Below are 23,972 nucleotides of genomic sequence, written 5' to 3' on the forward strand. Positions count from 1 at the left end.
GCGCGCCTCGCCCTTTCAGTCCGCCAGGGACCGCGACCGCCCCGCACAGCACCGCAGACGGCCACAAACCTCCCCAGCCGATTGCGCTCCGCGCGCCTACGGCGTGCGGTGCTCATCCCTCGCGCAGTTCCGTCGCGCGCACGAGAGCGCGCGACAGCGCGCGCCAGAGTGGTTGTCGATAGGGCGAGTTACGGCGTGATGACGGCTCGACCGTCTATCTCGCCGTGTTCGAGCCGTTCGGCGACGGTGTTGATCTCGCCGAGGTCGTAGCGGCTGGTGTGCAGATCGACCTCGTCGCGCTCGACCAGCGCGACGAGTTCCTGCAGTTCGGTGAACCGGCCGACGATGTTGCCCTGAAAGGCGAACTCGCCGTCGACCAGGGCCTGGGCGGGCTCGTGGATGTGGCCGCCGTAGCCGATGATGTGGTGGTCGCCGCCCGCGGCGACGATGTCGGGCGCGAGCGCGGTCGTCTCGTTGGCGCCGACGAAGTCGAGCACCTGCTCGGCGCCGGTCCCGTCAGTGAAGTCGTCGACTACTGTGGGCACGTCCTCGCTCGTGGGGTCGACGGTCAGGTGGGCGCCCAGGTCCTCGGCGAGGTCGCGCGCTGACTCCTTGAGGTCGACGGCGACGATGTCGGCGGCGGACATCGCGTCGAGACACTGGAGGCCGATGTGGCCGAGGCCGCCGACGCCGACGACGACCGCGGTATCGCCGGGGTTCAGGTCGGCGACGGCCCGCTTGGCGGCGTGGTAAGCGGTGATCCCGGCGTCGGCGTGGGGCGCGATGTCGGCCGGATCGACGCCGTCGGGTAGCGGGACGACCGACCGCTCGCCGGTCTGGAGATACTCGGCGAAGCCGCCGTCGACTGTGAGGCCGTTGAACGCCTGGTTCTCGCAGTACATCGTCTCGCCCTCCCGGCAGGCCCGGCAGACGCCGCAGGTCTGGACGGGGTGGCAGACCACCCGGTCGCCGGGTTCGACCGTCCGCACGTCCTCTCCCACTTCGACGACCGTCCCGGCGTTCTCGTGGCCGAGCGTCAGCGGGAGGTCCTGGTCGACGTAGTCGGTCCACATCCCCTCGATGATGTGGTTGTCAGTCTGACACCAGCCGGCGCCCTCGACCTCGACGACCACGTCGTCGCCCGCCGACACCTCGGGGCGGTCGACCGCCTCGACGGTCAGCCCGTTCGCCATGTCCTCGGTGTACTCGTGGAGTCGGGCAGCACGCATAGTCGCCCGTACGGACGAGAGCCGGTTAAATCCGGGCGCCGCCCCCAAACTATATTGGTTAATCATTATAATTTCCGCCATGCCCACGCTCCAGTGCGGCGACCGGTCGCTCGACTGTGACCGCGGGGTACTGCTCCGGGACGAGTTCATCGACGAGCGGGCCGACCGGGGGTTCGGTCCCGGCCGCGAAGCGGGCGACAGATACGGGGTGTCGGCGCTCGCGTTCGGGCGTCCGGGGAGCGGTCGCCCGTGGGACGACGGCAGCGAGTCGGCCGGGCCCTCGGACGGCGGGGGGCGCGACGACCGAGATAGCGACGACGGCCGGGAGTACGACGACCGGGGGAGCGACGTTCCCCGGCGATGGACTCCCAGCCCGTCGGGGGGCGACTGAGCCGGCCGGAACTGCGGCCGGAGCGGCCGTGGCGATGACGTAAGAGTTATTTTCGAGCCTCGTCCACTCTCTACCGATGACAGGGCCGTTCGACGGAGCCGCCGCTCGCGCCGCGGACGAGCCCCGGCTGTCCGTAGCCGCCGTACGTGTAGGGGCCCCCTAGCCCCACACCCCCCCATTCTGACCCCGCGTTCGCACCGTTCGACGACCGGCCGACAGACAGACCGATGTACGACACCACGATACCGACCGACAGCACGCACCGCACGACAGCCACTGCGCTCGGACCCCGAGCACGAGGGACTTCCGGGGGTGAGCAGCGATGAGCACCGACAGCGACGCCGGGGACGCCGACGCCCCCGACGCACGCGAGGCCGACGACGCGCTCCCCGGCGAGTACGACCCCGACGAGGTCGAGTCGAAGTGGCAGCGCCGCTGGGTCGAGGAGGACACCTACGCCTACGACCGCGAGGCCGCCCTCGACGCAGACACCGCCTTCAGCATCGACACCCCGCCGCCGACCGTCTCGGGCGACCTCCACATGGGCCACCTCTACCAGTTCACGCTGCAGGACTTCGTCGCCCGCTACCACCGGATGGCCGACCCCGCCGTCTACTTCCCGTTCGGCTACGACGACAACGGGATCGCCTCCGAGCGCCTGACCGAGCGCGAACTCGGCATCCGCCACCAGGACTTCACCCGCCGGGAGTTCCAGGAGAAGTGCCGCGAGGTCTGCGCCGACTACGAGGACGCCTTCACCGACGACGTCCAGTCGCTCGCCGTCTCCGTCGACTGGGACAACACCTACAAGACCATCGAGCCCCGCGTCCAGCGGATCTCCCAGCTCTCCTTTATCGACCTCTACGAGCAGGGCCGGGAGTACCGCCAGCGCGCCCCGACCATCTGGTGTCCCGACTGCGAGACGGCCATTTCCCAGGTCGAACAGGAGGACGCCGACAAGCACACGAAGTTCAACGACATCCACTTCGACCTGGTCGAGACCGGCGAGGGCCCCGCCGACGAGGACGCCACGTTCACCATCTCGACGACCCGGCCGGAGCTACTGCCCGCCTGTGTCTCCGTCTTCGTCCACCCGGACGACGAGGAAAACGCCCACCTCGTCGGCGGCACGGCGCGGGTCCCCATCTTCGGGCAGGAGGTCCCCATCATCGAGGACGAGCGCGTCGACCTGGAGACCGGCAGCGGGATCGTCATGTGCTGTACGTTCGGCGACCAGACCGACATCGAGTGGTACCAGGCCCACGACCTGCCCCTGCGCATCGCCATCGACGAGTCGGGCACGATGACCGACCTCGCCGACGACTACGAGGGGATGTCCACCGAGGCGGCCCGCGCGGCCATCATCGACGATCTGGACGACGTCGGGGCCCTCGTCGAGAGCCGCAACCACGAGCACACCGTCCAGGTCCACGAGCGCTGCGAGACGGAGGTCGAGTACCTCGTCACCGAGCAGTGGTACGTCGAGATGCTCGACCGGACCGACGAGTACCTCGAAGCGGGCCGCGAGATGGACTGGTACCCCGAGAAGATGTTCACCCGGTATCAACACTGGATCGAGGGCCTGGAGTGGGACTGGTGTATCTCCCGCCAGCGCGACTCCGGCATCCCCATCCCCGTCTGGTACTGCGACGACTGCGGCGAGACGATCATGGCTGCGAAGGAGGCCCTCCCCGTCGACCCCCTCGCGGACGACCCGCCGGTCGACGCCTGCCCCGAGTGCGGCGCCAGCGACTTCCGCCCCGAGGAGGACGTCTTCGACACCTGGGCCACCTCGTCGCTGACCCCGCTCGTCAACGCCGGCTGGGACTGGGACGCCGAGGCCGAGGAGTTCACCATGGAGCGGCCGGAGCTCTACCAGTTCGACCTCCGACCGCAGGGCCACGACATCATCTCGTTCTGGCTGTTCCACACCGTCGTCAAGTGCTACGAGCACACCGGCGAGGTTCCCTTCGAGAGCGTCATGATCAACGGGATGGTCCTGGACGAGAACCGCGAGGCCATGTCCAAGTCGAAGGGCAACGTGATCCCCCCGGAGGAGGTCACGGCGAACTTCCCGGTCGACGCCGCCCGCTACTGGGCCGCCGGCACCTCCATCGGCGACGACTTCCCCTACAAGGAGGGCGATCTCGAAGCCGGCGAGCGCCTGCTCCAGAAGCTCTGGAACGCGTCCAGGCTCATCGACCAGCTGACGGGCGAGCCCGAGAGCATCGAGCAGCCGGCCGACGAGGACCTGGCGGCCGTCGACCGCTGGATGCTCGCGGAACTGGACGACGCCGTCGCCTCCCTGACCGAGCAGTTCGAGGCCTACGAGTTCTCGAAGGCCCGCAACGAACTCCGCTCGTTCTTCTGGAACTCCTTCTGTGACGACTACCTGGAGATCGCGAAACAGCGACTGGACGACGCCGACGGCGGCGCGGACGCCCGGTCGACCGAGTACGCCCTCCTGACGGCCCACCAAACCTTCCTGAAGCTGTTCGCCCCCTTCCTCCCGCACGTCACGGAGGAGCTGTGGCAGCGCCTCTACGCGGACGGCGGTGACGGGCTGGACTCCGTCCACACGACGGACTGGCCGGAGACGCGGGGCTACGAGGCCGACCTGGCGGCCGGCGAGACGGCGATGGAGGTCATCGCCGCGCTGCGCCGCTACAAGACCGACAACGGGCTGGCGCTCAACGCCGACCTCGACCGCGTCCAGGTCTACGGCACCATTGCGGGCTTCGAGGACGCCGTCGCCGAGGCGATGCACGTCGCCGAGCTTGAGACGCTCGACGAGGCGCCCGAGGTCACCACCGAGGTCACCGGCGTCGACCTCGACTACTCGCTTGTCGGCCCCGAGTACGGCAGCGAGGTCGGCGACATCGACGCCGCCATCGAGAGTGGTGAGTTCGAGGAGGTCGACGGGAAGTTGGAGGTCGCCGGCGTCGAACTCGATTCGGAGATGTACGAGATCGAGGAAGCGCGGACGTATTCGGGCGACGGCGAGATGATCGAGACCGAGTCGGCGGTCCTGATCGTCGGCTAACCGGGACCGGTTTGCGTTTCTATGGGAATATGAAATAGCGGGTTTTTGGTTTGGTTTCTTCTTTGGATATCGAGTTCGACTTCGAGGCCGAAGCGGACGGTGTCAATGCCGAGGTCAAAATTGATTCGTAGCAAGGCAAATCCTCATTCGGGGTGTGCAATACAAAGTTTGAATTCCCGTGCCAAGTACTACATCGTAGTGATGGATATGGCACGGGGTAAAACAGACATCCAACAAACTGTTCACCGACCAAATACGAATGGACGTCGAACAACCGATAGATTTAGACGTCGTCAACCTGATCATTGATTCATGACGCAGGGAAAAGTCGTTGACCTCTTTTGCGGGGCCGGAGGTGCATCTCTCGGCTTCGTGAAAGCCGGTTATGAAATAGTTGGGGCTGTAGATGCGGACCCGATCGCCCTTGAGACGTATGAATCTAATCTCTGTGGGGAGGGAAGTCTCGACGAGTACTCAGGAAAGGTCAGCTTTGACGAGCCACTTGAAGCCGATCTCAGTCGAGACTACGAAGATAACAAGGTGGACGAAGATCTCCGAACAGTCACGTTTCAAGATATCAGAGAGTACTTCGGTTTATCGGCAGGAGAAGTTGACATTATATGCGGATGCCCCCCATGTCAGAACTTTAGCAGCCTTCGAGATACAGAACCTTGGCCAGAAGATCAACCGAAAGATAACCTTCTGAGGGCCTTTGTAGAATTTGTAGAGGAAGAGGTCCCAGAGGTCGTCTTTTTTGAGAACGTGAGAAATATCCTGAACGCAGGTGATGAAAATCCCACTACATACATTGATTGGTTAAAACGCTCCATGGGAGATATCGTAAAGGAAAGTGATTCACCGCAGAATGGAGGGTACGGTGTCGCCTTGGACGTTCTTAATGCTGCTGACTATGGGGTCCCTCAACGACGAAAGAGGACTATTGGACTGTTCGTTTACGGTTACGAAGATGACGAGGTCTCACTTCCAAGCCCAACCCATACAGAAGATGCCACAGCGAACGCAGATTTGAAAGAATGGATTAGTGTCAACGAGGCTTTTTCCCAGGCAGATAGCCTATATCAGGGTCTTGAAGCAGGTGAGAAACAGGTAGGTCTGGAAGGCTATCCTGATGATAAAGCGCATCGAGCACGTGCCCATCATCCGAGTACTATCGAGCGAATGGAAGCGATCCGTAAACGGGGAGATAGCTGGCGTGACCTAGAAGATACAGAAGATGAAAACCTCATTGTTGAAGCTCATCAGGGACTAGAGAAGGGCGCTTCTGCATCATACGGAATTATTGATGGAGAGCGTCCAGCGCCAACTCTCACAACTCGGTGTACAACTCCCAGCTGTGGTAGATTTACCCATCCGCAAAAGAATCGAGCGATTACATTTAGAGAAGCGGCTATCTTGATGACGTTCCCGAGGTGGTTCAAACTGCCTTCGACAAATGATGACTCAGAGAGGATCGTTGGGAATGCAGTCCCCCCGGATCTCATTCAATCTCTCGCGTCCCGAGTTTCCCAATCATCGTCACGGACTCCACTGGAGACGACTCGTTGAGTAGAATCTGTAGAATTTCGGTTCTAGGAAAGTATTTTGTGAGTCCCCCCTAGAAATGGGATTCATATGTCCCAAGACGCTGAGGGCGCTAAATCGCCTGATTCGGACTCCCGATACACGATGGATATTGAAACAACCATCGTGGATAAACTGGGTATTAATCTCTATGACCGGGTTTCCGCAGCAGTTGCTGAATTAATTGCGAACTCCTATGATGCAGACGCAGAAGAAGTTGAACTTCGACTGCCGCTCGGAAAGTATCTGGCCACGCATACCTCAGATGGCGTAGACCAGAAAGGATTCGATGTAGAGATTGAGGATGATGGCCACGGAATGACACCGGAAGAGGCGAACGATCTATTTCTCAGAGTTGGTCGAGATCGTCGTGAGGACGGAGAGGAAACTAGCAGAGAGAAGGACCGAGAAGTGATGGGTAGAAAAGGTATTGGGAAATTAGCTCCTTTCGGAATTTGCGATCAAGTTGAAGTTCTGTCTGCGGGCGGAGATGAAGATCAGGATGAGTATGAGATATCGCATTTTCTGATGGATTATAACGAGATTACGGATCGTTCTGAAGATGAGACTGAACCTTATAAACCCAAGCCGTTAGAACACGACGGTGATGTGAGCCCAGAGAGGGGTACACTCATCAAACTTCATGATTTCAACGTTAAGATGGTCCCTAAGAAGGATACTCTCGAAAAGCGTCTTGGTCAGCGATTCGCAACTGGGACTTCCGACTTTGATGTAATAATAGAGGACAATAAAAACAAGGATCCACACGACGAATTCAAGCTTTCAGACTCTAAGCCACCGTTACAAGACGGAACAGAGATCAGTCTTGATGACAAGCCGGTCCAGTATGAAGGGAAGAAATATGATGTAAAGGGTTGGATGGGCCTTGCTGAGACATCATATAACGATGAATTCGGTGGAGTGACTATTTATGCAAGGGGAAAGCTGGTCTCAAACACTCGTGATTTCGGTCTACCAGCCGGTTTTACTGGAGAATTCGTAACCCGATCGTACCTTGTTGGTGAGATCCACGCTGACTGGTTAGATCAGGATGATGGGCCAGACCTGATCCAGACACACCGTCAAGACATCCTTTGGAACTCTGAACTTGGAGATAAATTTGGAGAATGGGGTAAAAAACGTGTTAAGGAAGTCGCACAATCAAGTACAGAACCGCGTAGGGAAAAAGCACAGAACAAGTTCGTAGAGAAGTCTGGCATTCGAGATAAGGCCGCAGAGAGGTACGATAAAGAAGGGATTCAGGAGGCAGCGGTTGAACTTGGCAAGAGTCTCGGTCAATATGCTAATGAAGACGAGCTAGAACTAGAGAATTATTTGGAAGATCTTACAAACTTTGTTCTACAAATAGCCCCGCATAAACATCTAGTGGATACGCTGAACGAGATACGGCAGCTTGCTGAGGATGGTGAGATCGATCCAGAAGATCTGATAGAACTATTCGAGTCAACACACATCGCAGAAATCACCTCATACGGACAGATTGCTCAGAATAAGATCAACACCATCCGGGTACTCGAGGAGAAAATCAATAATTACGATGCAAATGAGGACGAATTACACGAAATTGTTGAAAACTCTCCATGGCTTGTTGACCCAACATGGCAACCACTTACCTCAGAAAAAAGCATCAGCAAGATCAGAGAAGCATTTGAGGAGTGGTATGAGGCCCAGAAGGGTGAGGAGATCACTACAACTACAGCTGTCGAAGACCTCGACCGAAAGCGCCCCGATCTGGTGATGCTGGAGATTCGTGGATCAGTCCGGGTTGTCGAACTCAAGCCGCCTGATTATACCTTCAGTGATGAAGATTACCAGAGGTTTAGAAACTACGTTACCGCATTTGATGATTTCTTTGAGCAGAACTCTGGCTTCAGGAAAGACTTCCCGAACGAAGCACGCTTCACAATTATAGCCGATGGAATCGATCTCACTGAAATGGCCCGAGATTCGTATGAGAATCTAGTCGAGAATGATATTGTGACTGGGCGGAAATCATGGCATGATTTGCTCAAGGATGCAAAGGATCATCATCAGGATTTCTTAGAGGCCGAAAATCAAGTGCCTGAAGTTGAGGAAGATGCCTTCACAAGCATCTCGACGGTTAGTGGTACCGACGAGTAAACGAAATAAACTGAGAATTGCGAATCTATTTCTAAGGATCGACTTCACTTCTGGGTTCAGCGAACGTATTCCACACTCACTCCCCTTTGCTCGAAACTAAAAGTGCGGTCTGATATGTGTATGGGATCATAAAATAACCATATAAATAGAAATAATTATTGATAAACGCGCTCTCCGTCTGTAATTCATCTCGAGAGACCTCTACCACCGAGAGGGTCAGATCGATATCTCTCGTCCCTATTAGCCCCCATCCAGTTCGACCAAGCCGATAACATCACTATCTTCGGCCCCAGTGATGCCGAAAAGACGAGAGTCGCGAAGAACGCTCTTTCCCAGCTAAAACGTGAAAGCCTCGGCATCCGCTGGATCTGCATTAACTATATGATCGACAACACAGCCGCCGCGGAATCGCACTCCTCCGCTGAACCCGCGTTCACTCGGGGACGACCGGCTCCCCACCGTCGACGAACGGGACGCCGGCCATCGCGGGCCAGTACTCGAAGAGGTTGGTAGCGGCGTCCCGACGAACGTCCTCGATGTCCTCGCGGGCGAACCGCTCGATGCCGGTCATCCGGACGCGCTCGCCGGTGTTGATACCGGCCGCGTGGGTCAGCAGGCCGTGCCAGAGGACGACCGTGCCGGCCGCCCCCGCTATCTCGTAGGGGTCCCACTGGTCGTGCAGGCGGCGGTCGTAGTCCCACTCGCCGGGCTCGTCGCCCGTCGCGGGGAGCTGGGAGTTGTTCGGCTTCCCGCCGACCGACTCCAGCGCGTGGTCGGCGAAGTAGGCGGCGGCCGCGCGGTGCGAACCCGGCCACACGGTGAACCCGCCGCCGCGGGGCCCCATGTCGTCGAAGTAGACCGCCGCGCCGAGCTGGAACGTCGTCGCTTCGGGGTTCTCGTCGAACGCGGCGTAGCCGTCGAGGTGGCCGTCGACGGTCTTGGCGCCGTGGACCGGGTCCGCGGCGTCGCCGTCCGGGAACTCCAGCGCGACCTGCATCCCCGAGCCCGGGGGTTCGAGGACGCCCTCGCCGACGAGCGCCTCGGCGGCCGGGAACAGGCGCTCGGCGATCTCGGTCAGCGGCGCCTGGTCGACCCCCTCCAGGGCCACCTCGTACCCGCGGCCGAGCACCGCGTCGGGGTCGTCCGGGTCGGCGTCCATCGCGTCGACGACGGCCGCGCGAGCGTCGTCGACGAGCCCGGCCGGCAGCAGGTCGTCGCGCACGAGGAAGCCGTTGCGCGCGAACGACCTGCGCTCCGAGTCGGTGAACGATACCATACCTCGGACACGGGCGACCCGGGGGTATAGCTTCGGACCGCGGAAGCACCTTCCCGGAGTTCCCGCCGAGTCGCGGACGGCCGGCGACCCGAACCGCCCGATCGATCGTCCGAATCGTAATTTTTGGCCGGTTCGAAACCCATAGCCGTGCGTGTTCGAAGGGGAAACCAAGGGATGTCACTCGTGATCGCGGCCGGCGTTTGCCTGTCGCTCGCCGTCGTGTCGACGCTCGTGGCCGTCGCTCGCCACGGGCGACCGGGACCGAAGCGGAGACACCTCTTCGAGGACGACGACGGCGAGCGGGCGAACCCGTTCGCCGACCTCTCGGCCGGCGCCGAGGCGGCCGCCGCGACCTGTCGTGACTGCGGCGCGCCGCTGGCGTCGGAGACGTATCGGTACTGCGGCGGGTGCGAGACGGGCGCGCGTCCGGTCGCGGACGACTGAGAGGATGGGAAGAGGATGGGGGAGCGGAAGGTGGGCGGAAGGCGGTCCCCGCCTCGGGACCCTCAGGCCGCGCCTCGCTTGACCTTCTCGACGCGGGTCGCCAGCGCGAGGAACGTCGCGACCAGCGTGAGGACGACGGCCCAGGCCGCCGCGAGGTCGTGGGCGAGGACCGCGTGGTCCGGGACGCCGGGCGCGACGAAGGGTTCGGCGCGCAGCCACGTGTGGTGGGGCCCCTCTAGAACCGGCCAGAAGTAGTCGACCACGTCGTTGAACCCGTACCACGCGAGCGCGACCGCGACCGATCCCACGGAGAAGGCGGCGTAGCGGTGGATCAGGAACGCCTCGACGGCCATCGCGAGGTGGCTGAGGACGAGGAACCAGTAGAGCCAGGCGGCGATGCCGCCGGGGCCGTTGAGGACGAGCTGGACGAACGGCGTCCACAGGCCGAGCTTGATACAGCCGAAGAACGCGAGCGCGTGCAGCGGGCCGGCGTCGACGTCGAGCCGCCAGGCGACCAGCGAGAGGCCGATGAACATCGTCGCGACCGGCGAGTCGGGGACGAGCGGGTACGCCAGGAGAGGGGCGGCGCCGAGCTGTCCCTTGACGAGCGGCGGCGCGAGGTCCAGCGGGCGGCCGGCGTAGTACCAGAAGCCGAAGAGCGTGCCGACGAGGTTGACCAGGGCGATGGGCCACGCCAGCCGGAGGCCCAGGTCCTCCAGCCAGTCGGGCAGCGGCGCGACGTAGGCGGGGAGTCCCTCGCCGTCGGGGAGCGGCGCGTCGAAGTACCGGGCGACGAGCCGCTCGATGCGGCGACCCGCGCGGGAGACGGCCGACATACCCCACCCTGTGGACGCCGCGCGCAAAACGATAGCGGTCGTGTCGAGGGGTCGCCGACCCGCGGATTCCCACCCGCGAACGATACCCGTTAAGTGAGTCCGACGCCAAGCCGGGAGTATGACCGACGAAACGGACCTGGAGGAACTCCGCCACGGGACCGACCTGGTCAAGCGCGGGTTCGCGAAGATGCAGAAGGGCGGCGTCATCATGGACGTAGTCAACCGCGAGCAGGCCCGCATCGCCGAGGACGTGGGCGCCGTCGCGGTGATGAACCTCGAAGCCGTCCCCGCCGACATCCGCAAGCGCGGCGGCGTCGCCCGCATGGCCGACCCCGCCTCCCTGGAGGCGATCATCGACGAGGTCTCCATCCCCGTGATGGGCAAGGCCCGCATCGGCCACACCAAGGAGGCCCAGATCCTCGAAGCGACCGGCGCGGACATGATCGACGAGAGCGAGGTGCTGACGCCGGCCGACGACCGCTACCACATCGACAAGCGCGAGTTCACCTCCCCGTTCGTCTGCGGCGCCCGCAACCTCGGTGAGGCCCTGCGCCGCATCGACGAGGGCGCGGCGATGATCCGCACGAAGGGCGAGGCCGGCACCGGCGACGTCAACCAGGCCGTCCACCACCAGCGCAACATCAAATCGGCCATCCGCGAACTGGAGGGCGCGACCCACGAGGAGCGCGAGAAGTGGGCCCGCGAGAACGAGGCGCCCGCGGAACTCGTCCACGAGACCGCCGAGATGGGGCGGCTCCCGGTCGTCAACTTCGCCGCGGGCGGTATCGCGACGCCGGCCGACGCCGCGCTGATGATGCACCACGGCTGCGACGGCATCTTCGTCGGCTCGGGCATCTTCGGCGCCGAGGACCCCGAGGCGATGGGGACGGCCATCGTCGAGGCCGTCAACAACTGGGACGACCCCGAGACACTCGCCGAGATCGCCTCCAACACCGGTGCGGGCATGAAGGGCGACGCCAACGCCGACCTGCCCGAGGAGGAGAAGATGCAGGGCCGCGGCGTCTGATCGGCCGAGCTTAGTTCTTTCTCGGCGTCTCGTCTCAGTTCCCCGTCGACATCTCGTCTCAGTCCCCGCGCGGCGTCTCGAACCGTTCGAGCGCCAGGGTCGCCGGATCGAGGTCGTAGTACGACTCCCACGCCGGCGCCAGCGAGACGACCCGGCTCTCCGCGACGGTCGCCTCCGCGTGGCGGTGGTAGTGGCCGACCAGACAGAGCGTCGGATCGACCGCCTCGATCAGCTCGTCGATCGGGTCGCTCCCGGGGTCGTAGCCGAACGAGATCAGGCCGTGGGGCGCCTCGTGGGTGAGGAGCACGTCGACGTCGGCGTCGCGACCGCGCTCGGTGGCCTGTTCGACCTCCGCGCGGGTGAAGTGGCGTCGCCGCTCGCCCGCGAGTTCGGAGCGGTCGCTGTCGTACTTCGTCGGCGCGTAGTTTCCCGAGAGGCCGAGTACCGTCAGCCCGGCGACCTCGGCGGTCGTGCTCGCCAGCAGGCGGACGTTCCGCGTCCCCGCTGCCGGTTCGCCGTCGGCTGACTCCCCGACGAGCGAGCCATCCGCGTCCGAGCGCGCCGCCGCGCGCAGTCGGTCGATCACGTCGAAGTCCTCGTTGTTGCCGGCGACGAACCACGTCGGGACCGGCAGGTCGTAGTGCTCCAGGTCGCCGACGTGGAGCGCGCGCTCGGCACCGGCGGCGGCGTAGGCCGCCAGCAGGCGCCGGCGGTTCTCCGGGTCTGCGGCGTGAGCGTCACCGAGGACGAGCATCGCGGTCACCCCGACGCCGGCGGGTCGTCGATCCGGGCGTCGGTGCCGTCGGTCCGGGCGTCCACGCGGTCCACCGGGGACGCCCGCTCGTCGCTGGGTGCGACCAGCAGGGCGTCGGGAGTGAGCGATCCGGGGCGCTCGCGGCGCGTCCGCCGTCGGGCGTCGAGTGGCATACGCGCCGTTGGGGTCCCGCGTGGAAAAGTCGCGCGGCGGGGACGGGCCGCCGGGACGGTCGACGAGTCGGACCCGGTCGCCGCGGGGGCGCACGGAGGACGGTCCCCCGAGCGTCTTCAGCCGGTCGGCCGGTCGCGGCCGTCGGCGGCGTCGGGACCGTCGCGCCTGCGGAGGTGGCCGAGCGCGACGCCGACCGCGCCCGTGACGAGTATCGGCGTCCCGAGCGTCGCTACCAGCGCGATCAGCGTCCCGAAGAGTCCGTATCCGACGATGGTGAGGAGATAGCCGGCGATCAGCAGGGGCGTGATCAGCGAGACGTTCGTGGCCGAACCGGCGTACATCGGGATCGTCATCCCCAGGAGCGCCAGCGGCGGCGCGACCACCAGCGTCAGCCAGCCGACGAACATCCCCGAGAACGCGTCGGTTCGAACCCTCGACACGGGGTCGACGGCGGCCTCCAGTCGGCGGACCGCGACGCCCGAGAGGAACGCCGCGACGGTCGCCGAGGCGACCAGCATCCCGGCCGAGACGAGAAACAGCCCGTAGGGGCTCACGAACGTGACGTACGCGGCCGTGTACGCCGTCGCCGTCAGTCCGTACACGGCCCCGACCACGAGCGGCCTGTCCCATCGCGGTTTCGGCTCCGCCCGATGGCTCATACCGCCCGGACGGGGGCCGGCCATTTGTAGGTTCGCTGTCCCGACTTCGCGGCTCGACGTACTCCCGTCCGTGCCGGATCTCGACGCATGCGCCGGACCGCGGGGAGGGCTGAGCGGCGGGGGTCGGCGGACGACGAAGCGCGAGATCTCGGGCCTCGAGTGCGTTGAAGCGGACGAAGAAGGTTCGAGGACTCCCGGGGCCGACAAACGCAACGCCCAAGACCGTCGACTCACCAATCCCGTGGTATGCTACAGGCGACGCCGGTCGACGCCGCCCGGTCGTTTCTCACTGGGTTCGAGTCGCTGGGCACCCGGCTCGGCGTCACCGCGTTGCTACTCGTCGCCGTGGCGGGCTTCGGCTGGCTGTTCCTCCCGCGACTCGTCGAGGGTGCGCAGGACTCCGCGCTCCAGTGGGCCGTCAGCGGGGCGGTGTTGCGCGCCGCACAGCTGTCCCTGCTCGTCGGCGGCGGCCTCTCGCTGGTGTACCTCTGGGGGTTCGGTCCGGCGCTCTCGTCGCTGGCCGACGAGGCGACGAACGACCAGGAGCTACGCGTCCTCGGGCGGGCGATCGGTTCCGTCGCGGTGTTCTTCGCCGCCTACGCGGTCGCGCGGTACCTCTCGAACGCCGTCACCAACCTCGGCAAACACGCCGAGTGGCTGACCGACCACCAGGAGGAGATCCTCCTGCGGACCGCCCAGCTGGTCCTGTTCGGGTTCGCCGGCGTCGTCATCCTCGGGATCTGGGACACCAACCTCGGCGGCCTCCTCGTCGGGGCCGGCTTCCTCGGCATCGTCGTCGGCTTCGCTGCCCGGCAGACGCTCGGGTCGCTCATCGCCGGGTTCGTCCTCATGTTCTCGCGACCGTTCACCATCGGCGACTGGGTCGAGATCGGCGACCAGGAGGGCATCGTCACAGACATCACCATCTTCCACACCAGACTGGAGAACTTCGACGGCGAGTTCGTCATCATCCCCAACGACCGCGTCTCGGATCGCCCGGTGACCAACCGCAGTCAGAAGGGACTGTTGCGCATCCGCGTCGACGTGGGCATCGACTACGAGGCCGACCCCGACCACGCCCGGACCGTCGCCGTCGAGGCCATCTCGGAGTGTAGCGAGGTCGTCGACGCCCCGCCGCCGCAGGTGTTCCCCAAGGCGTTCGGCGACTCGGCGGTCGTCCTCGAGACCCGCTTCTGGATCGACCACCCCACGCCGCCGCGCAAGTGGAAGGCCGTCTCCGCCGTCGTCACTTCCGTGAAGTCCGCCTTCGAGGACGAGGGGATCAAGATCCCCTTCCCCCAGCGGGAACTGACCGGGCGAGCCGAGGCCGGCGGCTTCCATGTCCACGACCGGGAAGGGCCGGCCGCCAACGCCGGTGAAGCGGAAGCGCGTGGGAACGACTGACTGGCGGCTCGACGTGGAGTCCCCTCTGGCGCCTTGGCCGCTGCGACCTACTCGACGCCGAAGTAGCCCTCGACGACGAGCGCGAACCCGACGATCCACACGCCTGCGAGTCCGGTGACCGCGGCGACGTGGAACGCCCACGTGAGCCCGCTCCCGCCGACGAGCGGCGTCGCCATCGCCTCGCCCACCCAGGCCAGCGGCCCGGCCGTTCCCTCGCGAGTCACCGCCACCAGGAACGCCGTCAGGACCGCCGGCCCCGCAGCACCGAGCAACGCGAGCCCCAGCCGCCGACTCGCCCGCGCGACGCTCCTGGGTCGCGTTCCCCGGGTCACGAACGCGTCGGCGTCCGACCCCGAATGTGCCATGATAGATGATGTCACACGCCACCCCTACTTAAACGTACCGTCACGCGGGTGCAAGTGGCACGCGGTCGGGAACAGAAGGGAACGATCGAGTTCGGACGTGGCCGGAAGGGACCGCTCAGTCGGCGGGGCGTTCGAACTCGGTGTCGCCCTCGGCTTCGAGCGCCTCGCGTTCGGCGCTCGGGAGCGCGTCCTTGAACCGCCGGAGGACGCGGCGGGCGTCGCCGACTTCCGCGCCGCCCAGCGCGCGGACCAGCGCGAGCGCCCGCCGCGCGCGGGTCTTCCGCCAGGACTCCTCGCGGTGTTCGTAGGTCCGGATCGCCCGCAGGAAGTCGACCTTCCGGAACTCCGGCCAGTAGGGCGTACAGAAGTAGACGGCCGCCTCGTTGCCGTTGGCGTGCCACGGCAGGAAGTTCGACGTGCGTTCGTCGCCGCCGGTCCGGACGATGAGATCCACGTCCCGCGTCGGCCCCTCGTAGAGCCGCCGTTCGACCGTCCTCACGTCGATATCGTCGGGGTCGAGGTCGCCGCCGTCGACCTCGCGTGTCACGTCCCGAGCCGCCGAGAGCAGCTCCGCCCGGCCGCCGTAGGCCAGCGCGATGTTCAGCTGGAGGTTGTCGTACCCCGCGGTGCGGCGCTCGGCGTAGTCGACGGCCTCGCGCACCCGCTCGGGTAGCTTCCCCGTCTCGCCGATCGCCCGGATCCGGACCCCCGAATCGTGGACTCGGTCGGCGTCCGCGAACTCCCGCAGCTTCTCACACAGCAGGTCGAACAGCGCCTCGTTCTCCTCCTCGGGGCGCTCGAAGTTCTCCGTCGAAAACGTGTACAGCGTCAGCTCGTCGACGCCCGTCTCGCGACACCACTCCAGCACCTGCTCGGTCGTCTCGGCGCCCGCCCGGTGGCCGTCGGTGGCGTCGTCGCCCTGCTGTCGCGCGTACCGGCGGTTCCCGTCCTGGATGACGGCGACGTGACTGGGCGTGCCCGACAGCTCCAGTTCGAGCACCCGCTCGTAGGCTCCGCGCGCCCACTGGCGCACTCTGTCCATCTGGTTAGGTTCTTTCAGCCCGGCGATATGAGTTTTGTGTTTAGAGCGAGCGGGACGATCCCTCCGAAGCCGTTTTGACGTCCTGCGGTGTAGCCTCCGGCTGACAGACCGTCCCCACGGTTCGCCATGATAGATCTCACTCCCGACCACGACGACTCGATGCCCCCTGCCGCCCGAGACGGCGTCGGCGGTCTCGACGCCGATTCTCCCCGTATCGTCAGCATCAGCGACATCCACGGCTACCTCGACGCCGCCCGCTCGGCGCTGACCGCCGTCGGCGACCACCCCGATTTCGAACCGCTGGTCGAAGCGGACGCGGACGGGCGACTCCACTGGGCCGGCGACGAATCGGTACTCGTGTTCAACGGCGACCTCGTCGACCGCGGCCCCGACAACGCCGCAGTGGTGGAACTCGTCGAACGCCTCGCCCGCGAGGCCCCGCCCGGCCACGTCCGCGTCACGCTGGGCAACCACGAGTGGGGAGTCCTCTTTCAGGATCTCGTGAGCTGGGACACCTGGTTCTCCGGCCGGCAGTCCGACGACGCCCGCCGTCAGCTCTGCGAGATGATCGCCGACGGCCACGTCGTCGCCGCCTACGACGGCCACGCGTTCACCTACGCCCACGCGGGCCGCGTCAGCGACTACGACGCCGCACGGCTCAACGATCGGTTCGTCGAAGCCGTCGAGGTACTTCGGGACGCGATCGGGACCGACGACGACGAAGCGACGCAAAAGCGGCTGGTCGACGAGTATCGGGAGACCCTCGGCATCGGCCGCGGCGGCGGCCGCGCCTTCGGCGCCGGCATCGCCTGGCTCGATTTCCAGTTCCTGAGCGCCGACGCGCCGCCCCAGATCGTGGGACACACCCGCCAGGACCAGGCCGTGCAGAAGGGCAACGTCGTCTGCGAGAACGTGATCCGGGCTAACCTGGAGGAGGCGGGCGGTGAGGCTGTTCTGGTCGAGACCGAGGAGGGGCTGGTTGCACTGGTACGGCGGGGCAACGGGAGCGTGCGCAAGCGGGAGTTCGAGATTCCCGGCGGAAACTGAATGGGCGGACCCGGATATCCCCCGGAAAAATGCCTCTCAGGTTTCCGTTTCGATACGCTCGTCGCTCACTACCAACAACGCGACAGTAGAATTTGAAGTGGGACCGCCGAGATTCGAACTCAGGTCCGACGCACCCCATGCGCCGAGGATACCGCTACCCCACGGTCCCGCGTATCGGGAGACGAGCCTTCCCGGATTAAGCCCTTCGCTTTCGGTCGGTCAGACCAGCACGCGTTCGAGATCGAGTACCACGCCCTCGTCGGCGTCGGGGTCGCCCGCGAGGGTGGCGAGACAGACCGCCGCACCGTCGGGGGTGTAGCAGGCGACCAGATCGCCGCGGAACACATCGTCGATGTCGAGCAAGCCGGGCGCGTAGACGGGCGCGCCCTCGGCCACCTCCCAAGCAGCCGACTCGGCGATGGTCGCGCTCGGGAGGTCGACCAGCGCCCGTTCGGCGGGCTGGACGACTTCGCGGAGCGGGTCGGTGTCGCCCTCCTCGGCCCACGCGAGCGCGTCGACGAGGTCGTGTAGCGACGCCAGCTCGCGGTCGTCGAACGTGCCGGTGGTCGTCCGGCGGAGGTGACCCATGTGCGCGCCGGTCCCGAGCGCGAGTCCGAGGTCGTGACACAGCTTCCGGACGTAGGTCCCGCTCTCGCAGCGGATCCGGAGCAGCGCCCGCCGGTCCTCGACTTCGAGGGCATCGAGGGCGTGGATCTCCCGCGAGCGGAGTCGGCGAACGACGGCGCTCTTCTTGGGCGGTTTCTGGTAGATCTCGCCCTCGAACTCGTCGAGGACGGACTCGAAGTCGGCGGGCGCGGGGCCGTGGAGTTCGAGGACGGCGACGTACTCCTTGACGCTGTCGTCGAACACCTGGGCCATCCGCGTCGCGTCGCCGAGCAGCATCGGCAGACAGCCGGTGACCTTCGGGTCGAGGGTCCCGGCGTGGGCGGCGCGCTCGACGCCGGCCATGTCCCGGACCCACGCGGCGACCTGGTGGGCCGACGGACCCGGGGGTTTGTCGAGGTTGACGACGCCGAACTCGAGCAGGTCGTCGACGGACCGTTCGTCGGGCGGGCCGCGGAGCACCATCAGAAGTCGTAGTCGACGCCGGTGACCGGCGGTTTGCCCTCGTCCTCGACGGGGTCGTAGGACTCGACGGCCGCGAGGACGATCTCCAGTTCCGCGGCGGGGGTCCACCGCGAGGTGTTAAGGACCAGGTCGTAGATGGAACGGTCCTGGATGTCGATGCCGTAGTACTCGGCGTAGCGCTTGGCCTCGCTCTCGGCGCGGGCGGTGGTCTCCGCACGGGCCGTCTCCACGGACTTGTCCTCGCGGTCGGCGATCCGCTCGGCGCGCACGTCCAGCGGGGCGTCGAGCCAGACCCGCAGGTCGGCGTGGTCGCCGGCCATCCAGCCGGCGAGTCGCGACTCCAGCACGAGGTCGTCGTTCTCGGCGGCGATCTCCCGGAGGCGCCGGTCCAGGTCGCGGTCGACCTGGTCGTCTTCCTCGGCGAGTTCGTTGAACGCGACCACCGACATATCCCGCTCGTCGGCCATCTCGCGGAAGATGTCGCCCCCGCTGACGTGGTCCACCTCCAGCGCGTTCGCCAGCGCGGCGGCGAACGTGCTCTTGCCACTCCCGGCCGGGCCGGAAACGGTTATCAACATACTCGGTTTCCGTCCGGTCCGTAAATAGAGGTTGCGGAACGGCCCGTTTCGCCGCCAGCGACTTGGCGCGGTCCGCAGATCTCGCCGACAGATCACTTTCCGGCGGGGACACACACCGGATTCCGAGTTAGTCGGCCGAGAGCGAGGCGAGAGCCTGGCTGCGGACGGGGAACTAACTCGGAACGAGGTGTGTCTACACTAGTAACTAGATTCTAGAAACTAGATTCGAGAAAGAGAAGAGAAGGAAGCGAAAGAAGACCGACAGCGAGAGCGATCTCGTGCGAAAGCGGTCGACCGGACCGAACGGTCCATCGCCTCCGACCCCACCGGGTCTCCGGCTTCCCAAGTTCGCCAACTAACTCGGAATCAGGTGTGTGTGCCACTGTGGCGCCCGAGCGACGACTAACTCGGAATCCGGTGTCACGGCGTACCGTCCTTCGGCCGGCTCACGTCCGCGGGAACTAACTCGGAATTCGGTGTCCCGGCGCGCCGTCCGAGTTCCGAGTCCGAACCGGGCTGGAACGACCGATCACCCGGGGATCGGACCGAGACCCGACCGCCGTTCCGAACCGAAACGCGCATATTCGACCGAATGTCGGCCGAACTCCCGAGAACTAACTCGGAATCAGGTGTGTCACACTGCACCGGCGCCGGTCGAGACCGGGGCGTTCCCGTCGCGGCCGGGGTGGTCCTGCACGCGGACGGTGAATCCGCACGGCTTCGAGACGGATAGCGACAGTGCGAGCGGCGAGTAACTCGGAATCGAGTGGGGTCGACCCAGTTCGGAGTTACGGCGGATCGGGCACAGGGTCGGTCTCCGGCCGCTGGCGGGCGGCAACTAACTCGGAGTGCAGTGGAAACGCTTTTCCACGGGGCGGCGAACGGACAAGCCATGCAGGAGCACGGCGAGGGGTCGGCGGAGGCGGGCGACGAGCTGTTCCAGGCCGTCGAGGCGGGCGGCGGCGACACCATCTTCGCGAACCGCGAACTGCTCAACATCGACCACGTCCCCGACGAGGCCCGGATCGTCGGTCGGGACGAGCACATCCGCGACCTGGCCAACGAGGTCGGTCCCGCGGTGACGGGGTCGCCCCCGAACTCCGTGATCCTCTACGGGAAGACCGGCTCGGGCAAGTCGCTCGTCGCCAACCACGTCATGGAGCGGGCCCGCAGCGAGGCCCGGCGGCGCTCGAACCGGCTGGCGACCGTCACCGTCGACTGCGCCCAGGCGAAAGGCGAGGCAGACGCCGTCCAGACGATCGCCACCGGCATCAACTCGCCCGGGTCGGGCGTCGACATCCCGACTCGCGGCATCTCGACCAACGAGTATTACAATCGCCTGTGGGAGATCCTCGACCGCGAGTACGACGCGGCGCTCATCACCCTCGACGAGGTCGACCGGCTCGACGACGACAACGTCCTCATGCTCCTCTCGCGGGCCCGCGAGGCCGGGAAAGTCGACGTGCCGATCGGCATCATCTCCATCTCGAACAAGGTGAACTTCCGCGAGCAGATGACCGAGCGGGTCAAGAGCTCCCTCGGCCACAACGAGTTCATCTTCGACCCCTACGACGGCGAACAGCTCCGACAGATCCTCGAGAACCGGCGCGACGCCTTCTGCGACGGCGTGCTCGAGGCCGGGGTCGTCCCGAAGACCGCGGCGCTGGCCGCCCAGCGCCACGGCGACGCCCGCAAGGCCATCCGGCTACTCCGTCACGCCGGCGACTACGCGAAGAACAACGGGTTAGACGAGGTGACCGAGGACCACCTCGAACGCGCCCAGGAGCAGGCCGAGGTCGAGCGGCTGAAGGAGCTCATCGCCGGCCTGCCGCCCCACAGCAAGTACGTCCTCTACGCGCTGGCGAACCTCACCGCCAACACCGGCCCCGAGGAGGACTGGTTCCGGACGACCGTCATCTACGACGTCTACCAGAAGGTCTGCGCGGCCGAGGGCGCCGACGACCTGACGACCGACTCGATCCGCGGACTGCTCAGCGAACTCGCCTTCCTGGAGGTCACCGAGTCCAACCAGGAACACGGCGGCATGGGCAAGGGCACCTACAAGGAACACCGCCTGCTGTGGGAACCGAGCGTCGTCTTCAAGATGGACCCCGACCCCGCACAGGTCGACGTCGAACGCTGAGAGCGGGGGCGGCAAAGGCGACAACTACGACCGGACGGCGAAAGAGAGAGTGCGGCCGTTTCAGGACGTCGAGGGCGTCGTCTGGACGTCCAGCGCCTTGCGGACGATCTGGGTGAAGCTCATCGAGCAGACGAAGTACCAGACGATCCACGCCCACATCGGGCCGATGCGCTCGCTCCACGTGGCGATCTCGCCGATGAGCGGGAGGATCATCACCGGGCCGGCGCCGCCGACCATCTCCGGCGTCTGGACCATGAAGTAGATCCAGAGGAACACGGGGATGTTGACGAGCATGATCCACACCATCGGGCGGAACTGCTCTTTGAACATCCCGAGCTGGTCGCCCATCGCCTCCATCTGCTCCTCCTGGATCTCCTCTAAGGCCTCGTCGTCGCCGCGCTCCTTCGCGTCCTTGCGCCGTTCCTGGATCTCCTGCATCCGCTCCTGGTACTCGCCCATCTTCTCCATGTTCATCAGCTTGCCCTGCAACACCGTCGAGCTGAAGCCGGTGAACGTGGCGAGCACGAGGATCATGATGTAGAAGGGCAACACGTCGGCCAGCGGGCCGAGCGCGATGTCGATCACGCCGCCGACGCCGTTGCGGATCGGCGCCTGCGAGTAGCCGAGAAAGAGGGCGACGGTCGCGACGGCCGCGCCCTTGTCCCAGCGGGACCACCCCTCCTCGTCGTCGTCGGCGGTGGACCCGCTCGATGCGGTCGAACTGCTTCCGCCGGACGCCGACGACCCGGAACCGCCCGCCGACCCGCCGGTCGAGCCGGCCTCGGCGGGCGCGTCGGCGCCGAGCGCGTCGCGGACGCCCTCGGGGTCGTCGACGACGAACCCCTCGCCGTCGACGTCGACGAGGATGCCCTGCTCGATGAGCCGGCCCCACTCGCCGCTGGTGATGTCGTCGCTGACGTCGCTCCACTCCACGGTGCCCTGCTCGTCGGCCACCCGGAGCACGCGCGCCATGGCGTCGACCATCGACTGGCTCTCCTCGGCCAGCGACTCCGCCTTTTCTGCCGTCCGTGCCATTGCTATCTATCTCCGTCCTCGGTCGTTATCAACCTTTAATTCTCCCGGTCGCTCGCCGAACGGGGTCACGCCTCGGCCTCGACGGCCGCCTTCACGTCTTCCCAGACCTCGTCGGGGGTCTGGTCGCCGTCGATCTCGACGTAGCCGTCGTGGTCCTCGTACAGCTCCAGCACGGGCTCGGTGTTCTCGTGGTAGACCGACAGCCGGTTGCGCACCGACTCCTCGTTGTCGTCCTCGCGCTGGTAGAGGTCGCCGCCGCACTTGTCGCAGACCCCCGCCTCCTCGGGCTGGTTGAACTCGACGTGGTAGTTGGCGCCGCAGTCCTCGCAGACGCGGCGGCCCGTGAGTCGGTCGACCAGCTCCTCCTCGGGCACGTCGAGGACGAGCACCACGTCGAGGTCGGTCATGTCCTGCAGCGCCTCGGCCTGGTCGCCGTTGCGCGGGTAGCCGTCGAGGACGAACCCGTCGGTGTCCGACAGCGCCTCGCCGACCATCGCGTCGACGACCACGTCCGGCACCAGGTCCCCGCGGTCCATGTACTCGCCGGGCGTGTCGTACTCGGTGTCCATGTCGCTGATGTCCATCTCCTTGTTGGCCCGCAGCGCGTCGCCCGTCGTGACGTGCTCGACGCCGAACTCCTCGGCGAGGCGCTCGCTCTGGGTGCCCTTGCCGGCGCCCGGCGGACCGAGAATCAGGATCTTCGGGTTCATGTCGCCCGCTTCGACGCACCGCCGCTTTATAGTGTCGTTCTCCTCGCCTCCCCCCGGCCGTCCCCGGTCGGCGCCGACCGTGCGTCGCCGACCGCGAGTTTCCGGCCCGACACGACGGCCGCGAGTCGCCGACCCGACACGGCGGCCGTTCCGGCCCGTCCGGCGGCACCTGTCGGTAGAATTACTATCCCGCCGTGCGGACGCCCGTTCGCATGGACGAACGCGTCCGACGGACGGTCGAGACCTACGAGCGCGTCGCCGACACCTACGAGGAGACCCACGGCGACCGCTCGGTCGTCGCGGACATCGTCGAGCGGTTCGTGACCGCGGTCGACGGGGCGAGCAGCGGCCCGGGAACGACGGCCGCCGACCCCGAGGCCGGCGGCGACGCGACCGACCCCGACGAGCCGGCCCGCGTCCTCGACGTGGGGTGTGGTCCCGGCTGGGAGTCGGCGGCCTTCGCCGAGGCCGGCTTCGACGCCGTCCCGTTCGACCTCACGCGGTCGTTTCTCGACCGGGCTCGCGAGCGCGTCCCTGACGCGACGCCCGTCCGCGGGGACATGCGCGCGCTCCCGTTCGTCGACGGGGGGTTCGACGGCCTGTGGGCCTGCGCGTCGCTGTTGCACGTCCCCGAGCGCGAGGTCCCCGCGACCCTCGCCGAGTTCGAGCGAGTGCTCGCCGACGGGGGCGTCGCGCTCGTCTCGCTCAAGGCCGCCGGCGAGGGGGCGGAGGCGGCCGGCGGCGAGGACGGCGGGGCGGCCGGCGGTGCGGACAGTGGTGATGACCGGGCTGGCGTCGACGGGAGCCCCTACGACGAGGACCGCCGTCACTTCGAGCGCTACGACCCCGACCGCGCCCGCGACCTGTTCGCGAACGCGGGCTTCGACGTAGTCTCGGTCGAGACGGACGACGGGGACGGCAGCGGCCCCGAGGACGCGTGGGTGGCCGTGACCGCGCGTGCGGGCGACTGATACGGATTATTGCGAGCGTTTCCCGGGTCGAC

The 23,972-nt window shown here is 65.7% G+C and carries 22 protein-coding genes and 1 tRNA gene; 10 read left to right on the forward strand and 13 right to left on the reverse strand.

Going from position 1 to position 23,972, the window contains the following annotated elements; all coding sequences use genetic code 11:
• Positions 1-188: 188 nt before the first annotated feature.
• Positions 189-1,229, reverse strand: a complete 1,041-nt coding sequence (locus ACMGFI_RS19015) for an NAD(P)-dependent alcohol dehydrogenase (RefSeq protein ID WP_436911692.1) — start codon at positions 1,227-1,229, stop codon at positions 189-191.
• A 79-nt stretch (positions 1,230-1,308) separates the two neighbouring features.
• Between ACMGFI_RS19015 and ACMGFI_RS19020 the strand changes: the two genes are divergently transcribed.
• From ACMGFI_RS19020 to ACMGFI_RS19035, 4 genes are all read left to right on the forward strand, one after another.
• Entirely contained in the window at positions 1,309-1,620 is a 312-nt protein-coding gene (locus ACMGFI_RS19020) for a hypothetical protein (RefSeq protein WP_436911693.1), read from the forward strand.
• 322 nt (positions 1,621-1,942) lie between these two features.
• On the forward strand, positions 1,943-4,663 hold the full coding sequence (locus ACMGFI_RS19025; protein ID WP_436911695.1) for a valine--tRNA ligase: 2,721 nt from the start codon (positions 1,943-1,945) through the stop codon (positions 4,661-4,663).
• Between the two features lie 312 nt (positions 4,664-4,975).
• Positions 4,976-6,229, forward strand: a complete 1,254-nt coding sequence (locus tag ACMGFI_RS19030; RefSeq protein WP_436911697.1) for a DNA cytosine methyltransferase — start codon at positions 4,976-4,978, stop codon at positions 6,227-6,229.
• A gap of 66 nt (positions 6,230-6,295) precedes the next feature.
• Entirely contained in the window at positions 6,296-8,386 is a 2,091-nt protein-coding gene (locus ACMGFI_RS19035) for an ATP-binding protein (protein ID WP_436911698.1), read from the forward strand.
• Positions 8,387-8,819: 433 nt separating this feature from the next.
• On the opposite strand, the gene ACMGFI_RS19040 is transcribed toward ACMGFI_RS19035, so the two are convergent.
• A complete protein-coding gene (locus ACMGFI_RS19040) occupies positions 8,820-9,662 on the reverse strand; it encodes a phytanoyl-CoA dioxygenase family protein (RefSeq protein WP_436911699.1) in 843 nt (280 codons plus the stop codon).
• A 174-nt stretch (positions 9,663-9,836) separates the two neighbouring features.
• Here ACMGFI_RS19040 and ACMGFI_RS19045 point away from each other — a divergent pair, with 174 nt between their 5' ends.
• Positions 9,837-10,106, forward strand: coding sequence for a hypothetical protein (locus ACMGFI_RS19045; protein WP_436911701.1), 270 nt, complete (start codon positions 9,837-9,839; stop codon positions 10,104-10,106).
• A 62-nt stretch (positions 10,107-10,168) separates the two neighbouring features.
• On the opposite strand, the gene ACMGFI_RS19050 is transcribed toward ACMGFI_RS19045, so the two are convergent.
• Positions 10,169-10,942 (reverse strand): DUF1405 domain-containing protein, encoded by a 774-nt coding sequence (locus ACMGFI_RS19050; RefSeq protein ID WP_436911703.1) that lies wholly within the window; start codon positions 10,940-10,942, stop codon positions 10,169-10,171.
• 118 nt (positions 10,943-11,060) lie between these two features.
• On the opposite strand from ACMGFI_RS19050, the gene pdxS reads away from it, so the two are divergent.
• Positions 11,061-11,969 carry a pyridoxal 5'-phosphate synthase lyase subunit PdxS gene (gene pdxS / locus ACMGFI_RS19055; RefSeq protein ID WP_436911704.1) on the forward strand — a complete coding sequence of 303 codons (909 nt, stop codon included), beginning with the start codon at positions 11,061-11,063 and terminating at the stop codon, positions 11,967-11,969.
• Between the two features lie 58 nt (positions 11,970-12,027).
• On the opposite strand, the gene ACMGFI_RS19060 is transcribed toward pdxS, so the two are convergent.
• From ACMGFI_RS19060 to ACMGFI_RS19070, 3 genes are all read right to left on the reverse strand, one after another.
• The gene (locus ACMGFI_RS19060) at positions 12,028-12,723 is read right to left on the reverse strand and encodes a metallophosphoesterase family protein (protein WP_436911706.1); all 696 of its coding nucleotides are present in this window, start codon (positions 12,721-12,723) and stop codon (positions 12,028-12,030) included.
• A gap of 5 nt (positions 12,724-12,728) precedes the next feature.
• A complete protein-coding gene (locus tag ACMGFI_RS19065) occupies positions 12,729-12,896 on the reverse strand; it encodes a hypothetical protein (RefSeq protein ID WP_436911707.1) in 168 nt (55 codons plus the stop codon).
• A 117-nt stretch (positions 12,897-13,013) separates the two neighbouring features.
• Positions 13,014-13,556 carry a hypothetical protein gene (locus tag ACMGFI_RS19070; protein ID WP_436911709.1) on the reverse strand — a complete coding sequence of 181 codons (543 nt, stop codon included), beginning with the start codon at positions 13,554-13,556 and terminating at the stop codon, positions 13,014-13,016.
• Positions 13,557-13,802: 246 nt separating this feature from the next.
• Between ACMGFI_RS19070 and ACMGFI_RS19075 the strand changes: the two genes are divergently transcribed.
• Positions 13,803-14,960, forward strand: coding sequence for a mechanosensitive ion channel family protein (locus ACMGFI_RS19075; protein ID WP_436911711.1), 1,158 nt, complete (start codon positions 13,803-13,805; stop codon positions 14,958-14,960).
• Positions 14,961-15,007: 47 nt separating this feature from the next.
• Here the strand turns inward: ACMGFI_RS19075 and ACMGFI_RS19080 are convergent, their stop codons facing one another.
• The gene (locus ACMGFI_RS19080) at positions 15,008-15,325 is read right to left on the reverse strand and encodes a hypothetical protein (RefSeq protein ID WP_436911712.1); all 318 of its coding nucleotides are present in this window, start codon (positions 15,323-15,325) and stop codon (positions 15,008-15,010) included.
• 115 nt (positions 15,326-15,440) lie between these two features.
• On the reverse strand, positions 15,441-16,367 hold the full coding sequence (uppS, locus tag ACMGFI_RS19085; RefSeq protein ID WP_436911714.1) for a polyprenyl diphosphate synthase: 927 nt from the start codon (positions 16,365-16,367) through the stop codon (positions 15,441-15,443).
• A gap of 126 nt (positions 16,368-16,493) precedes the next feature.
• Here uppS and ACMGFI_RS19090 point away from each other — a divergent pair, with 126 nt between their 5' ends.
• Positions 16,494-17,414, forward strand: coding sequence for a metallophosphoesterase (locus ACMGFI_RS19090; protein WP_436911715.1), 921 nt, complete (start codon positions 16,494-16,496; stop codon positions 17,412-17,414).
• Positions 17,415-17,512: 98 nt separating this feature from the next.
• Here the strand turns inward: ACMGFI_RS19090 and ACMGFI_RS19095 are convergent.
• The 3 genes from ACMGFI_RS19095 to cmk all read right to left on the reverse strand — a co-directional run bounded on the left by ACMGFI_RS19095 (position 17,513) and on the right by cmk (position 19,081).
• Positions 17,513-17,583, reverse strand: a tRNA-Pro gene (locus tag ACMGFI_RS19095).
• Between the two features lie 50 nt (positions 17,584-17,633).
• A complete protein-coding gene (locus ACMGFI_RS19100) occupies positions 17,634-18,500 on the reverse strand; it encodes an RNA-guided pseudouridylation complex pseudouridine synthase subunit Cbf5 (protein WP_436911964.1) in 867 nt (288 codons plus the stop codon).
• A gap of 2 nt (positions 18,501-18,502) precedes the next feature.
• Positions 18,503-19,081 (reverse strand): (d)CMP kinase, encoded by a 579-nt coding sequence (gene cmk, locus ACMGFI_RS19105; protein WP_436911717.1) that lies wholly within the window; start codon positions 19,079-19,081, stop codon positions 18,503-18,505.
• Positions 19,082-19,973: 892 nt separating this feature from the next.
• Here cmk and ACMGFI_RS19110 point away from each other — a divergent pair.
• Positions 19,974-21,224, forward strand: coding sequence for an orc1/cdc6 family replication initiation protein (locus ACMGFI_RS19110; RefSeq protein ID WP_436911718.1), 1,251 nt, complete (start codon positions 19,974-19,976; stop codon positions 21,222-21,224).
• A 60-nt stretch (positions 21,225-21,284) separates the two neighbouring features.
• Here ACMGFI_RS19110 and ACMGFI_RS19115 read toward each other — a convergent pair whose 3' ends face one another.
• Complete coding sequence (locus tag ACMGFI_RS19115; protein WP_436911720.1) at positions 21,285-22,259, reverse strand: DUF106 domain-containing protein; 975 nt, start codon at positions 22,257-22,259, stop codon at positions 21,285-21,287.
• Positions 22,260-22,324: 65 nt separating this feature from the next.
• On the reverse strand, positions 22,325-22,969 hold the full coding sequence (locus tag ACMGFI_RS19120) for an adenylate kinase (RefSeq protein WP_436911722.1): 645 nt from the start codon (positions 22,967-22,969) through the stop codon (positions 22,325-22,327).
• 212 nt (positions 22,970-23,181) lie between these two features.
• Between ACMGFI_RS19120 and ACMGFI_RS19125 the strand changes: the two genes are divergently transcribed.
• A complete protein-coding gene (locus ACMGFI_RS19125) occupies positions 23,182-23,940 on the forward strand; it encodes a class I SAM-dependent methyltransferase (RefSeq protein ID WP_436911723.1) in 759 nt (252 codons plus the stop codon).
• Positions 23,941-23,972 lie beyond the last annotated feature (32 nt).

The sequence above is a fragment of the Halosimplex marinum genome, assembly GCF_051414075.1.
Lineage (GTDB): Archaea > Halobacteriota > Halobacteria > Halobacteriales > Haloarculaceae > Halosimplex > Halosimplex marinum.

Coding starts and splice junctions, on each gene's coding strand:
- ACMGFI_RS19050 (WP_436911703.1), bottom strand. CDS start 10,942: ATGTCGGCCGTCTCCCGCGCGGGTCGCCGCATCGAGCGGCTCGTCGCC.
- ACMGFI_RS19090 (WP_436911715.1), top strand. CDS start 16,494: ATGATAGATCTCACTCCCGACCACGACGACTCGATGCCCCCTGCCGCC.
- ACMGFI_RS19060 (WP_436911706.1), bottom strand. CDS start 12,723: ATGCTCGTCCTCGGTGACGCTCACGCCGCAGACCCGGAGAACCGCCGG.
- ACMGFI_RS19110 (WP_436911718.1), top strand. CDS start 19,974: ATGCAGGAGCACGGCGAGGGGTCGGCGGAGGCGGGCGACGAGCTGTTC.
- ACMGFI_RS19120 (WP_436911722.1), bottom strand. CDS start 22,969: ATGAACCCGAAGATCCTGATTCTCGGTCCGCCGGGCGCCGGCAAGGGC.
- ACMGFI_RS19030 (WP_436911697.1), top strand. CDS start 4,976: ATGACGCAGGGAAAAGTCGTTGACCTCTTTTGCGGGGCCGGAGGTGCA.
- ACMGFI_RS19075 (WP_436911711.1), top strand. CDS start 13,803: ATGCTACAGGCGACGCCGGTCGACGCCGCCCGGTCGTTTCTCACTGGG.
- ACMGFI_RS19080 (WP_436911712.1), bottom strand. CDS start 15,325: ATGGCACATTCGGGGTCGGACGCCGACGCGTTCGTGACCCGGGGAACG.
- ACMGFI_RS19045 (WP_436911701.1), top strand. CDS start 9,837: ATGTCACTCGTGATCGCGGCCGGCGTTTGCCTGTCGCTCGCCGTCGTG.
- ACMGFI_RS19035 (WP_436911698.1), top strand. CDS start 6,296: ATGTCCCAAGACGCTGAGGGCGCTAAATCGCCTGATTCGGACTCCCGA.
- ACMGFI_RS19015 (WP_436911692.1), bottom strand. CDS start 1,229: ATGCGTGCTGCCCGACTCCACGAGTACACCGAGGACATGGCGAACGGG.
- ACMGFI_RS19040 (WP_436911699.1), bottom strand. CDS start 9,662: ATGGTATCGTTCACCGACTCGGAGCGCAGGTCGTTCGCGCGCAACGGC.
- ACMGFI_RS19025 (WP_436911695.1), top strand. CDS start 1,943: ATGAGCACCGACAGCGACGCCGGGGACGCCGACGCCCCCGACGCACGC.
- pdxS (WP_436911704.1), top strand. CDS start 11,061: ATGACCGACGAAACGGACCTGGAGGAACTCCGCCACGGGACCGACCTG.
- ACMGFI_RS19115 (WP_436911720.1), bottom strand. CDS start 22,259: ATGGCACGGACGGCAGAAAAGGCGGAGTCGCTGGCCGAGGAGAGCCAG.
- ACMGFI_RS19125 (WP_436911723.1), top strand. CDS start 23,182: ATGGACGAACGCGTCCGACGGACGGTCGAGACCTACGAGCGCGTCGCC.
- ACMGFI_RS19020 (WP_436911693.1), top strand. CDS start 1,309: ATGCCCACGCTCCAGTGCGGCGACCGGTCGCTCGACTGTGACCGCGGG.
- cmk (WP_436911717.1), bottom strand. CDS start 19,081: ATGTTGATAACCGTTTCCGGCCCGGCCGGGAGTGGCAAGAGCACGTTC.
- ACMGFI_RS19070 (WP_436911709.1), bottom strand. CDS start 13,556: ATGAGCCATCGGGCGGAGCCGAAACCGCGATGGGACAGGCCGCTCGTG.
- ACMGFI_RS19065 (WP_436911707.1), bottom strand. CDS start 12,896: ATGCCACTCGACGCCCGACGGCGGACGCGCCGCGAGCGCCCCGGATCG.
- uppS (WP_436911714.1), bottom strand. CDS start 16,367: ATGGACAGAGTGCGCCAGTGGGCGCGCGGAGCCTACGAGCGGGTGCTC.